Annotated in this window: 9 protein-coding genes; 7 read left to right on the top strand and 2 right to left on the bottom strand. The window is 54.0% G+C overall.

Annotated elements, in window-relative coordinates; genetic code table 11:
• Nucleotides 1-151: 151 nt before the first annotated feature.
• Nucleotides 152-463 carry a DUF3892 domain-containing protein gene (locus BN8_RS08135; RefSeq protein WP_009281354.1) on the bottom strand — a complete coding sequence of 104 codons (312 nt, stop codon included), beginning with the start codon at nt 461-463 and terminating at the stop codon, nt 152-154.
• Between the two features lie 327 nt (nt 464-790).
• Here BN8_RS08135 and BN8_RS08130 point away from each other — a divergent pair, with 327 nt between their 5' ends.
• The 5 genes from BN8_RS08130 (at nt 791) to BN8_RS31585 (ending at nt 8,276) form a co-directional block, all read left to right on the top strand.
• Nucleotides 791-1,201, top strand: coding sequence for a hypothetical protein (locus BN8_RS08130; protein WP_009281353.1), 411 nt, complete (start codon nt 791-793; stop codon nt 1,199-1,201).
• Nucleotides 1,202-1,775: 574 nt separating this feature from the next.
• Nucleotides 1,776-2,441: a GNAT family N-acetyltransferase gene (locus BN8_RS08125; protein WP_009281351.1), complete on the top strand. Its 666-nt coding sequence runs from the start codon at nt 1,776-1,778 to the stop codon at nt 2,439-2,441.
• A complete protein-coding gene (locus BN8_RS08120) occupies nt 2,422-3,354 on the top strand; it encodes a universal stress protein (RefSeq protein WP_009281350.1) in 933 nt (310 codons plus the stop codon). Before BN8_RS08125 ends, BN8_RS08120 begins: the two co-directional genes overlap by 20 nt.
• A 189-nt stretch (nt 3,355-3,543) precedes the next feature.
• Nucleotides 3,544-4,893 (top strand): argininosuccinate lyase, encoded by a 1,350-nt coding sequence (argH, locus tag BN8_RS08115; protein WP_040005639.1) that lies wholly within the window; start codon nt 3,544-3,546, stop codon nt 4,891-4,893.
• A gap of 449 nt (nt 4,894-5,342) precedes the next feature.
• Nucleotides 5,343-8,276 (top strand): glycosyl hydrolase family 8, encoded by a 2,934-nt coding sequence (locus BN8_RS31585; RefSeq protein ID WP_009281348.1) that lies wholly within the window; start codon nt 5,343-5,345, stop codon nt 8,274-8,276.
• Between the two features lie 133 nt (nt 8,277-8,409).
• Here the strand turns inward: BN8_RS31585 and BN8_RS08105 are convergent, their stop codons facing one another.
• Nucleotides 8,410-10,290 carry a glycoside hydrolase family 13 protein gene (locus BN8_RS08105; protein WP_040005638.1) on the bottom strand — a complete coding sequence of 627 codons (1,881 nt, stop codon included), beginning with the start codon at nt 10,288-10,290 and terminating at the stop codon, nt 8,410-8,412.
• Between the two features lie 127 nt (nt 10,291-10,417).
• On the opposite strand from BN8_RS08105, the gene BN8_RS08100 reads away from it, so the two are divergent.
• The gene (locus BN8_RS08100; protein ID WP_040005637.1) at nt 10,418-12,184 is read left to right on the top strand and encodes an alpha-amylase family protein; all 1,767 of its coding nucleotides are present in this window, start codon (nt 10,418-10,420) and stop codon (nt 12,182-12,184) included.
• A 37-nt stretch (nt 12,185-12,221) separates the two neighbouring features.
• Entirely contained in the window at nt 12,222-13,145 is a 924-nt protein-coding gene (locus BN8_RS08095) for an N-acetylmuramoyl-L-alanine amidase-like domain-containing protein (RefSeq protein WP_009281345.1), read from the top strand.
• Nucleotides 13,146-13,165 lie beyond the last annotated feature (20 nt).

Raw genomic sequence — 13,165 nt, 5'->3', positions numbered from 1 at the left:
GCTGGACCTGTTGATCCCGCAGCCTGGTGTTACTTGTATTTCTAATAAGCAGGCTTGTGCCGTACCCGGGAAAACCAACCTGACAAGAAGTACTACCAGATGGATTTATCGGCACATAACAAAACCAATCATTCATCGAGCAGGCCCGACATTAGACACATTCGGGCAAATTCAGGAGACTATTGGGCGTTACGCCATCGAAGCGAATTTTCAGGTATTTATTACCCTGATACGTATCCACAATCACAGTGTGCAATTGTCCGTTATGGCTGACGCAGAACGAGTAAACCTCACTCTCAATGTAATCGATAACCTGCTGCTGCGACAATCGCCAGGACATTCCGTCGGCCATGACCCCGCCAACGGTCAGAATTCTCTCATGCGGATTTAAGCCACCAGCCTTCCCAGCGCATTTGATCTGTATAACTTGCTCTGTCGCACCATTATTGCTACGCTGCTTCATATTCAAAATTATAACCTAAAAGCAGTCTTGGTAGTTAATAAATAAAATCTAATATTTTTCTAATGCCGTTTTATGGTTACTCTAAGCTTTGAACTGCGAACTTTGCATACCATACTACGACGTTTGGCCCTACCTCAATTTTGTGGAGACCCTTGTTTTAGTGTGTTTAAGGTTGGACAAGCCCGCTACCCGGTGCTTTATCTAATAGCCATTTGTCATTAACAAGTGGCTATTTTGTTAGCCCTCATCAGCTCGTGGTCCTTGCCCGTAACAACAGCCGTGCTTTTTGACAATGTGCTGACTAGAAAACAGATTATCCAACTACGTATGAACGAAGCGCTTACAATTCAGCATATCAGCACCAAACGTCTGTTGAATCAGACGGGTCAGCCTGTACATCTGTACGAATTTTTCTGGACCGAGCGCCGTGACCTGAATCCGCTGTCGCTACGGTTCAACTTTTATGACCTGCACGGCGAATACCTCGAGACAGTTCATTTGCGGTTGCCTTCTACCCGAATAATTGGTGGTCTCGTTCATAACAGTGGTGAACACATGCTACTGTATGAAGGATCTCAACGCATTGAAGTTAAAGGTGTTTCGGGGCGCATCGGCTCCTATTGTAGCCTTATCATCTCCGGCGGCTGGCTGGGCCGAAAAACCGAACAGTTTTTTAAATGTGCGTTCTACTACGAGGACCTTACTTGTACCGATTACAGCCCTAACCGAATTCAGTAGTCGGCTCTGATTGCCAGGTAATACCTTTTCTCTTCAGGGCGTCATCAGATGCCGTTGGCTGTTCCTGTTACGTATATAAACGTATAGTCGATAGCCTGCTTCCGGGAAACAGTTTGTGGAACGCTACGATAAAAAAAGGGAGCTTTTTGTAAATTTATGGAGCATATACGTCGCGGGAAATAGGAATTATGTACTTACCTTGTAGAAACCTTCTTCTACAGGTATGTTTAACCTGCCGCCTTCAACGCAAACATCGACGTACTTAAAAGGACTGCCAACTCCGCTCTTGTTCGCCTATGAACCCTGGTGTACTTATCTGCGGATTAAAAGGGTAACCGTTCAGGTGCCCTGGCTTAAGTACGTTACCAAACCCTGATTTGTACCAATTGCCGTTCGGCACCAGCCGATAATCTGCCTGCTCATTTCAGTATCTTCTACGTATTTCCGGCGCATCATGTGCTACCGGGCTGGTAGTTATTTCCCCTAATCGGACAATTCTTATGGAATTCTAAGCTGATCTTAAGGGGTCGCTAAGCCCGCGGTGGTATCTTACAGCACCATCAACAAACTACACATGAAATTGATTACCAGAAACTTAGTGATAGATGACTATGAGCAGCTAAAAACGGCCATGATTGCTTCGTACAGCAACCTGGGCGGACCATATTGGCGTAAGGAACGTATTGAAACCCTGCTTCGCCTGTTTCCGGCCGGCCAGTTCTGCGTAGTAGCAGATGGTCAGGTAGTAGCCTGCGCGCTGTCCATCATCGTTCATTGGGCCGACTTTTCCCGGCAGCATACCTACGAACAGGTAACGGGGCTATACACCTTCAGCACCCACGATCCGACCGGCGATGTGCTCTACGGGGTCGAGGTGTTTGTGCATCCGGGTTACCGGGGCCTGCAACTGGGTCGGCGGCTCTACGAAGCGCGCAAAGCCTGCTGTAGAAAGCTGGCTCTGCGCGGTATTCTGGCGGGTGGTCGTTTGCCGGCCTACCATCTGCACAGCGATCTGACGCCCCAGGAATACATCGACCGCGTGAAACAAAAGGCGATCTACGACCCGACACTCAGCTTTCAGCTCGCCAACGGGTTTCGCGTAAAGCAGATTTTACCCCGCTACTTACGGGGTGACCAGGAATCGAAAGAATACGCGACACTCCTGGAGTGGGAAGCCGGCTCGTCCAGCCATTATCTATCACCTAAACACGCAGCAAGCCATGAAGAAATCAGTAATTAACCGCATACTCGTCTCCGTTGATCTCAGCGATACCTCCAAAGCCGTGCTTAACCTGGCCAAAGCCATGAGTCGGCGGCACCAGGCCGAACTACGGCTGTTGCACGTCATCACTCCGGAAGACTACCCCTTTACCGCGGCCGACAACCTGATGGTCTCCGTACCCCGCACCGAAGTACTCGAAGCGGATGTTCGGCGACTGCATCAATGGGCCGATTCTGTACTGGATGGCCATCCGATGCCGTATTCGGTGGAGTGCCGGACGGGCACCCGCACCGACCGGCTCGTGGAGGCTGCTCATGAAATCAGAGCTGACCTGATCATTATGGGAGCACAGCGGCCCGAAGGTCTGCTGAAGTACGTACTGGGACCGGAAACGTACCACGTTATCAAACAAGCGCCCTGCCCGGTACTGACCGTTCCCGAAGGTGCTGATGTGAGCAATTTCCGGCAGATTTTGTTCCCACTTCGGCCGGTACCGGGTACGATGAATAAATATGACCTGACGCGCAGCATTGCCCGGAAGAATAACGCTCATCTGACCGTACTGGCGCTGCTTAGTCAGGAAGAACCCGATTCGGGCGAAACGCTCAACTCTGCGATGGCTTCACTCAATGAGCATTTGTCGGCCGATGCGCTTGACGCGGACGTATTCCTGTCGGAAACGGATTCGGCGGCTAAAACCGTGCTCCAGCAAGCCGATGAACGCCATGCGGATCTGATCGTGGTTACGGCCGACACCACAACCGGCCTTCGGAATTTACTCAGCGGACCGTTTTTCAAGCAGGTCATCAACCGGGCCACTGTACCGGTTCTGGCCATTAAGCCACGGGAAGTCGACACGCAGTCGATGCAGCCCATCCGCGAAATGATGACGCCTGAATTTCCATCACTTCGTGCCCTTCGGTTCGGATAAGATCAAACCATTTCTCCTGAACGCGGTCCTGAGCAGTCAAGGCCGCGTTTTTATTTGCAGACAGCCGTTCTTCCGAATAAAACCCGGGCTCCGGCTAAGGTCTCATGCGTTTGTTTGCGAACTTTGCCGCCATCAATACGCCAGAACGGCTGGCGCATCGAGCCATCACTCATTCAATTCATCTGCCCCTTGAAACTCTGGCAAAAAGAATCGACCGTCACCGACACTCAGATTGAACGCTTCACCGTTGGACGCGACCGCGACATGGACCTGTATCTTGCCCCATTCGACGTACTGGGCAACCTCGCCCACGCGCAGATGCTCGAAACCATTGGTCTGCTCACCAGCGACGAGCTTACGGCCCTGCAAACTGAACTGAAAACCATTTACCAGCAGATTCAGGCCGGGCAGTTTGTCATTGAGGAAGATGTTGAAGACGTTCACTCGCAGGTTGAACTCATGCTGACCCGGCAACTGGGCGATACGGGCAAGAAAATTCATTCGGGCCGGTCCCGCAATGACCAGGTGCTGGTCGACCTGAAGCTGTTTACCCGCGACCGGCTCTGGCAGGTTGCAGAGGCTGTCCAGCGCGTGTTTACCCGACTAATTGGCCGATCGGAGCAGCACAAAGCCGACCTGCTGCCGGGCTATACGCACCTTCAGATTGCCATGCCGTCGTCGTTTGGGCTGTGGTTTGGCGCTTACGCCGAAGCCCTCGCGGACGATATGCTGACCCTCCAGACGGCCTACCGGCTGGCCAACCGGAATCCGCTCGGCTCCGGCGCGGGCTACGGCTCGTCGTTCCCGCTCAACCGCACGCTGACAACCGAACTGCTCGGCTTCGAAGGCATGAACGTCAACGTCGTGTATGCGCAGATGACCCGTGGCAAAACCGAACAAACGGCGCTTACTGCGCTGGCCGCCATTGCCGCAACGTTGTCGCGAATGGCCATGGACATCTGCCTGTACAATAGCCAGAACTTCGGCTTCCTGATCCTGCCCGATGCCCTGACGACCGGTAGCAGCATTATGCCGCACAAGAAAAACCCTGACGTAGCGGAATTACTTCGCGCCAAAACCAACCGCCTGAAAGCCCTGCCGATGGAGGTAACGCTGGTACTCAGTAACCTGCCGTCCGGCTACCACCGGGATATGCAGATTCTGAAGGAAGTGCTGATGCCTGCGTTCGACGAGTTGCTGGACTGCCTCAGTATTACGGACTTTATGCTTGAGCACCTCCAGGTGAAACCCAGTCTGCTCGATGACCCGAAGTACGATCTGCTCTTCAGTGTGGAACGCGTGAATGAACTGGTGTTGCAGGGCGTACCGTTCCGGGAAGCGTATCGGCAGGTGGGCAACGAGATTGCCGAACACACCTACCGTACCGACGGACCGCATCCGCTACGTGAGTTGCACCATACGCACGAAGGGAGCATCGGCAACCTGGGCAACGACCTGATTCAGCAGGCAATGGAGCAAGCGATAGCAGGTTTTGGGGCCGAACGTGCGCAGCTCGCGATTGAACGACTACTGGCCTGATCGGTCAATACGTATTTCTCGCCTGGGTAACCCAACAAACGGGAGCGTCCCTTACCGAAAACCAGCCTGCGAGTGTCCCGTCATCTGCCGAAATTGAATCACACGTACACGATGACAAGGCCATCGCCAGGACGAATAAGTCTGTACTGGTTTTCATGAGAACAGGGGTTTGTACCATGATTCTCACGCTCGTCTGAGCGTCGGAATCAGAACAAAAAAGGTCGGCTTTGGACTAAGGCCGACCTTTTTCTTTTCCATCGCTCTGCTACCGTCGTTGTTTTGGTGGATGGTCTTATGAATTTCAGTAGGCTTGTTCGCAATCGATTGGAGATAGATTACCATTCAGCTATAAATCCGACATCCCTCTTAAAGTCTAAAATTTAACAAAATGGTATAATAAAATAAATTTTTTATTACCTTTCATAGCATTCCGACAACTCTTTCCCGCTATGAGACAACCGTTTACCCTGGCCCCTTTTTTTGCCCTTATACTTTCCCTCAGTGGCTGGGCTCAAACGCCACAACGACCGTTCCCACAGCAGGTTGCGTATACCCAGGGATTTAAACCAACGACCTTATCCAGCACCGATGTGCAGGCGGCTTACACATACTGGAAAGCGAACTACGTAGAAAACTGCGGAAACGGTGTTTATCGGGTTAAGTACGACAACCCCAACGAAACTGTTTCCGAAGGCATTGGCTACGGTATGCTCCTGACGGCGTACTTCGGCGATAAAACAATATTCGATGGGCTGTGGCAGTACCACAAAAACTTTCGGGACGCCAACGGGCTGATGCACTGGAAGATTGGCGGCTGCGCGGGCGGCATCTACGGCCAGAATTCGGCTACCGACGGTGAACTCGACGTAGCAATGGCGCTTATCATTGCCAATCAGCAGTGGCCCGGCACCACCGCTCCGCATAATTACCAGGCCGATGCTACGTACCTGATTAATAAAATGAAGCAGCATGAGACGGTCGTGACCGGCAATGGCCTGCACGTTCTGAAACCCGGCGATACGTTCGGTGGTGAGGATTGCATGAACCAGTCGTATGCATCACCGGCTTACTACCGGGCGTTTGCGCAGCACGTTCCGGCCGATGCCGCGTACTGGACCAACATGGCCCGCGATGCCTACGTTATGCTCAACGCCAACGCGCACCCGTCGACGGGCCTCGTATCGGACTGGCAGCACAGCAACGGCACGCCCGGTGGTGGTTGTACGCAGTACGGCTTCCGAAACGGTGGGGTCGATTACCTCTACGATGCGTGTCGAACGCCCTGGCGCTTCACCATCGACTACCTCTGGTATGGCACCGCCGACGCTAAAGCCTGGCTCAACCGCGTTACCGATTGGGTGGCTGGCCCGGCGGGCGGCATCGCGAACATCAAGGATGGCTACCACCGCGATGGGTCGCTGGCGGGCGGGTACCAAAGTATCTGTTTTACGGGCGCGTTTGCTGTGGGGGCTATGGCCAACAGCCAGAGCCGCGTGGATGCGTTCGCGGGCTTTGTCAAAAACCAGGATTTGACCTATGAACGGTACTTCGGCCACTCGCTGCGGGTGCTCTACCTGTTGGCCCTAACGGGCAACTTCTGGAGCCCGACCAACAGCCAGCCATCAACACCCGACACCCAGGCCCCCAGCACTCCTACCAACCTGGCGGCTTCCAACGTAACCCAAAGCGACTTTACACTTTCCTGGTCGGCTTCAACAGATAACGTAGGCGTATCCGGTTATGACATCCTGCGGAATGGTACCGTAATCGGGCAGAGCAGTACGACATCATTCGTCGTAGCGGGCTTATCGCCCAGCACGGCCTACAACATGACCGTACGCGCCAAAGATAGCGCGGGGAATCTGTCGGCAGCGAGCACCGGTTTAACGGTTACCACCCCGCCCGCTACGTCCAATGACCTGGTGGTGTATGGCGATGCCCTCAACACGAGTTGGCAGAACTGGTCGTGGAGCACCGGAACCGACTATTCGGGCACGGCGGTCGTGAAGGTCGGCAGCTATTCGATGGCGGTTCGGATGTACAACGCCTGGGCCGGCTTGAGCCTGCGGAGCGACAATAGTATACGTACCGTCGACTATCCGGGTGGCATTCAGTTCTGGGCCTACGGCGGCAGTAACGGCAATCAGTTGCAGCTTTACACCCAGCGGGACGACAGCGGGGCCGAAAGCCGCCACGTGGCCATCAACGTACCGGCCAATAGCTGGAAACAATTTACCGTCTCATGGGCGGATCTGGGTAACCCGACGCAGGTAAAGCGGATCAATATCCAGGATGCGGTGGGATCGGGGCACAGCTTATTCATAGACGACTTACGCCTGTCGACGGCCGGCGCACCACCCGCCGACAACCAGGCTCCCACTGCCCCGGCCAATCTGATCGCTTCGTCGATCACACAAACCAGTTTTACGCTGGCCTGGACGGCTTCGACCGATAACGTGGGCGTTACGGCCTATGATGTCTACCGCAACAGCACGAAGATCGGCGAAACCAGTGGCACCAGCTACAACCTGACGGGATTGAGCGCCGGAACTACGTACAACATGACGGTTAAGGCCCGCGACGCAGCCGGTAACACCTCGTCGGCGAGCAATGCACTCAATGTAACGATGCTACCGGCCAACCAGCCGGATGCGGTTATCTACGGCGATGCGCTGGCCAGCGGTTGGGAAAACTGGTCGTGGAGCCTGCCCGGCGGATCGCCCAACTTCGACAATACGTCGCCGGTCCAGGTGGGCAGTAAGTCCCTGGCGGTTTCGGTAAACACCGACTGGTCGGCCCTGTCGCTACGTTCGGTCAACGCCATCAACCCGGCGCAGTACTCGGGTGGCCTGCGGTTCTGGCTTTACGGCGGACCAACCGGCGCAAAACTCCAATTGTACGTCCACACGGATGATAACACCAACTTGTCGGCAACCAAAGCCCTCGACGTACCAGCCAACACCTGGCAGCAATACACTGTTGGCTGGAATGAGCTGGGTAATCCGGGAACGGTTAAGCGGATAAACTTCCAGGATCGTGGTCAACGCAACGGCCAGTCCTACACCTTGTACGTCGATCAGCTCACATTACGTACCTCAACGGGAGCCCGGCAGGCCGCTTTGGAACAACCGCTGACGGCCAGTCTGTCGCCGAACCCCAGCGCTGGATTATCCCGGTTGCAGTGGGATACGCCAGATGCGGGGAAACTTACGCTTACTCTTGTCAGCCTGAACGGTCGGACCGTAAGCGAGCAAACCAGGGCCGTTCAGCCCGGCCGCAACACCGTTGAACTGGATTTTCAGAACCAGCCCGCTGGTCTATACCTCCTGAACGCCCAGCAGGACGCCAACAAGCGTACGTTTAAATTGATCATCGAGCGATAGTTCTTCGCTCGAAAACACCCCAAACCCCTGAAGGGGCTTAGCGTTGCTACTATCAAGTCTTCTGGCAGAGCAACGCTAAGCCCCTTCAGGGATTTGAGGTAGTGAAAAAAAAATCAGTTCTGAAGTAGTCAAATTACTTCCGCAATTCCAGCACCCAGGCGGTTTGCCCCGGTACCTTCATGGTTTTTAGGTCGCTGACGGTCTCATCCGTGACAACGTTGCGGGCCGACGAAAAGCCTTTGGTACGTTCGGCGAAACGGGCACCGTCGATCGTCGCTTCCTTCTTGTCGGTGTTCATGATGACCATGACGGTCTTGTCGTTGTTGTAGCGGAAGTACGTGTAGACACCGTTCTGGGGCAGAAACTGCATCAGCTTACCGGTTTGCAGTACTGGGTTGCTGCGCCGATACGTAGCCAGTTTTCGAACGTACTGGAACGCGTCGTTCTCACGATCATTCCGGCCGGCTGCTTCAAATTTGTTTTCTCTGTCGCCGGGGAAACCACCCGGAAAGTCCTTCCGCACCTCGGCGTCGGTCGGATTCTTGGTACCCTTCATCAGGATTTCGGTGCCGTAGTACCAATGCGGAATGCCACGCGTAGTCAGCAGAAACGCCACCCCCAATTTGTATTTGTTGATGTCTTCGCCGATGACCGAGAAGTACCGGTCGGAGTCGTGGTTTTCGAGGAACGTAACCAGCTTCATCGGATCGGCATACACTACGTCCTGCGCCAGCACCTGATGCAGCCGGTTCACCCCCGTATCCCAGTCATAGTTCTGGTTCAGGGCATCGTTCGTCGCGTTGTAGAGCGCAAAGTCTAAAGCACTGGGCTGATTGCTCTTGAAATCAAACCCACCGATCGTGTTCTTCACGAAGAAAGCCTGCCCAACCGGGTTGTTCACCACCGACTCGCCGAAAAGCAAGATATTGGGGTATTCATTCATCAGTGCCTGGTTGCAGCGATTCAGGAACGTAAGGTCGTTGTATTTGTACGTATCGATCCGCCAGCCATCGAGAGTGAACATCTCCGTCGACCAGATGGCGTGTTGAATCAGGTAGTTAGCTACGTATGGATTGCGCTGATTCAGGTCGGGCAGGAAGGGCGTAAACCAGCCGTCGAGCAGCGTTTTGCGGTCGGCTTCGGCCCCGTAGGGATCGTAGAGCGGCTGCTCCTTGTGGGTCGATCCGGTGTAGGTTGGCCAGTTATTGAACCAGTCCGGCGTCGGTTTGTCCTTAAAAAACCAGTGGTCGTCGCTGACGTGGTTGTAGACCGCATCCTGCACCAGTTTCATTCCCCGCTTGTGCAGCGCATCGGCCAGACCACTATAGCCCGCATTGCCGCCAAATCGCTTATCGATCTGGTAATGGTCGGTGAAATGATACCCGTGGTAGCCGGCCTGATTCCGGTCCGGTCCTTCTTTTTTGAGCGTTTCGTCATTCAGGATCACCGGGGTCAGCCATAAGGCTGTTACGCCCATATCTTTCAGGTAGTCGAGGTGATCGACGATGCCTTTGAAATCGCCCCCATGCCGCAGATACGGATTTTTGGTATCGGCCTGCGTGTCGAGCATATCCGGGAATTTGTCGTTGGAGGGGTCGCCGTTCGCAAAACGGTCGGGCATGATCAGGTAAATAAAATCGGCGGCTGTCAGCCCCTGTCCTTTCGGTGTGCTGGTGCGAGCTTTCAGCTCATAGGGCCGCGTAAGGGTCTGTGCTCCTTTTTTCCCAACGATCTGAAACGTACCGGGTTTGGTCGTTGGTGCAATCGTTACGTCCAGAAAAGCATAGTTCGGGTTTTCAACCGTATTGACCTTGACAAGCTTCACACCGGGGTAATTAATGGTGTACGTTAATGTGCCAGCGTTGGGGCCATAAATCAGCAACTGAAGGTTCGGATTCTTCATGCCTACCCACCAGTTTGTAGGGTCAACGCGCTTCACCTGCGCATTCTGCGCGATGGCAGCCGGCAGAGTCATCAGTCCGAGAAATACGAGTAGCAAATGGCGCTTCTTCATGTGGCGGTTCGTTTGTTTTCCTACCGATCGGCAAAAAGACAAAAATAGAGCAAGATTTTCACTGAAAAAGACCATAATTTTGTCATTTAGTGAATACTCACCACCGTACACGTACCGAGTCAACGAAATGAATACAACGGCTGCAGTTCCCGTGATGGACAAACTGGTTATCTATCAGATTTTTACCCGTTTGTTTGGCAACCAGAATACCACCAACCGCCCCTGGGGCAGCCGCGACGAAAACGGAGTTGGCAAGTTTGACGACATCAGCGATGCGGCCCTGCGCGAACTGCGCCTGTTTGGCGTATCGCACGTCTGGTATACCGGCGTTATTGAACACGCGACGCAGACAGACTACTCCGCCTACGGTATTCAACCCGACGACCCGGCCGTGGTGAAAGGCAGGGCCGGGTCTCCCTATGCTATTAAAGATTATTACGATGTCAACCCCGACCTGGCCACCAACGTTGAGCACCGAATGGCCGAGTTTGACACCCTGCTACAGCGCACCCATGCGCACAGCCTGAAGGTACTTATTGATTTCATCCCCAACCACGTAGCCCGCCAGTATAAATCTGACGCCAAGCCTGCGGGCGTGGTTGATCTCGGCGAGCAGGACGATACGTCCGTCGCCTTCGCACCGACCAACAATTTCTATTATCTCCCCGGAAAAACCTTCATCTCGCCAGAAAGCCAATCTGTCCAGGCCAGGCTCCCGCTTGACCAGGAAACGAAATCAGAAGGAGCCAGCAGGAGTCGGGCCCTGACGGAATACCCTGCCAAGGTTACCGGCAGTGGTTCCATTACGGAGGCCCCGTCCATCAACGACTGGTACGAAACGATCAAGCTTAATTACGGCATCGACATTTTCGACGGTGGGCGGGCACACTTTAACCCTATTCCGGCCACCTGGCAGCAAATGCTCGACATTTTGCTGTTCTGGGCCGACAAAGGGGTTGATGGATTTCGTTGCGATATGGCTCACCTGATTCCGATCGAATTCTGGCAATGGGCCATCAGTCTCGTCAAGAAACAATACCCCCAGCTTATTTTCATTGCCGAAATTTACGAACCGGGCCTCTACCGATCGTTTATTTTCAAAGGTGGTTTTGATTACCTGTACGACAAAGTTGGTCTGTACGACGCCGTTCGACGCCTGATGGAAGGCCACGGTACCTGCTACGACATCACCCGCGTCTGGCAGCAGGAATCAGGGGATTATGCCGATCACATGCTCCGTTTTCTCGAAAACCATGATGAGCAACGTATCGCATCGCGCTTTTTCGCGGGTAATCCGTGGGCAGCCGTACCGGGCATGACACTCTCGGCTACGCTCCATACCGGGCCACTTATGCTGTATTTCGGACAGGAAATCGGCGTACGGGCCGAAGGCAGCGAAGGATTCAGTGGTGACGATGGCCGCTCCACCATTTTCGATTACTGGGGTTTGCCCGAGTGGCAGGGCTGGCTCAACAACGGCCGTTTCGATGGTGGTGGCCTGACCGATGAGCAACGGCGACTGCGCTCATTCTACCAGCGTCTGAATCACCTGGTTAACGGCAGCGATGCTATCCAGAATGGGTATTTTTACGACCTCCAGTACGCCAATGATAACGGCCAGAGTCCAAACTACGATGCCCACCGGCTGTATAGCTATCTGCGCTATACCAATCGTCAGAAATTGCTGATCGTTTGTAATTTTGCTCAGGACATCACGTACGAAACGACGATCCGTATCCCCAAGCATGCCTTTTCGATGATGAATCTGGCTCCGGGACATACGTATCAGTTTACGGACATATTTCTCACCGGAACGCAGATTGAAACAGTCGGGTCGACCGGCGTATCGCTGACGCTGGCTCCCTGGAGTGCGATGGTGTTTGAGATTAAGTAAGTACTATTCACTAGCAGCTACCTAAACTGAACTCGGAATGAAAAACCGTTTACGTTTTCATTTTGCTTACATATTGCCCATACGTTACCCGCAACGGTTCATATTTTCCTGTCTGCTCATTCTTTTCGGTCTGCTGTCTGTTTCGGTTATAGCCCAGACTATGCCCGACGATCTGCGGTCGCTGACCGTTGTCGGTGGAAAAACCCTGCCCGAAACCGCAGTCAGTATCGGGAAGCAGTTTCTGGGAACTCCTTACGTACCAAACACCCTCGACATCAACGCTACGGAGCAACTGGTTGTCAACCTCAAGGCATTCGACTGCACGACTTACCTGGAAACAGTACTGGCGCTGTCGCTGGCCTGGCATGACCTCACCGACAAGCAGAACCAGGCCCAGTTAAACGTCCTGTTTCGGAATTACCTGACCAAACTGCGCTACCGAAACGGAGCCATCAACGGCTACGCCAGTCGCCTGCATTACTTCTCGGACTGGCTTCGCGACAACGAGCGCAAAGGTCTGCTCAAGGACGTATCCGGCGAATTACCCGGTTGCCTGTCGGTGGCGAAACCCGTGTCGTACATGACCACGGCTACGTATCGATACCCTCACCTGAGTGATCCGGCCATTTTCAAGCAGATGGCCGATACCGAAGCCGCGATCAGCCAGCAGTCCTTCTATTTCATTCCGAAGAAAAACCTCAAACAGGCCGAAGCCCACCTCCGCGAAGGGGATATAATCATGCTGACGGCCGCCCGCCCCGGCCTGGATATGAAACACGTTGGGTTAGCCGTTCGGCAGGGCAACCGAATCCATCTGCTGCATGCTTCTTCGGAACAGGGCGAAGTGGTGATTACGCGTTATCCCCTAACCGACTACGTCCAGTGGCACAAACGCCTGTCCGGTATTCGCGTAGCCCGGTTGAAAGCACCAGGCACTCAGCCATCTCCGCGGCCTCAGTAGCTAGGTACCTCACTGAACCC

This window comes from Fibrisoma limi BUZ 3 (genome assembly GCF_000296815.2).
GTDB classification, from domain to species: Bacteria; Bacteroidota; Bacteroidia; order Cytophagales; family Spirosomataceae; genus Fibrisoma; species Fibrisoma limi.
This window is presented reverse-complemented; position numbering and strand designations above follow the sequence as displayed.

What these genes read in the sequence shown, in the direction of transcription:
- BN8_RS08105 (WP_040005638.1), bottom strand. Translation starts at nt 10,290, where the DNA reads ATGAAGAAGCGCCATTTGCTACTCGTATTTCTCGGACTGATGACTCTG.
- BN8_RS08120 (WP_009281350.1), top strand. Translation starts at nt 2,422, where the DNA reads ATGAAGAAATCAGTAATTAACCGCATACTCGTCTCCGTTGATCTCAGC.
- BN8_RS31585 (WP_009281348.1), top strand. Translation starts at nt 5,343, where the DNA reads ATGAGACAACCGTTTACCCTGGCCCCTTTTTTTGCCCTTATACTTTCC.
- BN8_RS08100 (WP_040005637.1), top strand. Translation starts at nt 10,418, where the DNA reads ATGAATACAACGGCTGCAGTTCCCGTGATGGACAAACTGGTTATCTAT.
- BN8_RS08095 (WP_009281345.1), top strand. Translation starts at nt 12,222, where the DNA reads ATGAAAAACCGTTTACGTTTTCATTTTGCTTACATATTGCCCATACGT.
- BN8_RS08135 (WP_009281354.1), bottom strand. Translation starts at nt 463, where the DNA reads ATGAAGCAGCGTAGCAATAATGGTGCGACAGAGCAAGTTATACAGATC.
- BN8_RS08130 (WP_009281353.1), top strand. Translation starts at nt 791, where the DNA reads ATGAACGAAGCGCTTACAATTCAGCATATCAGCACCAAACGTCTGTTG.
- BN8_RS08125 (WP_009281351.1), top strand. Translation starts at nt 1,776, where the DNA reads ATGAAATTGATTACCAGAAACTTAGTGATAGATGACTATGAGCAGCTA.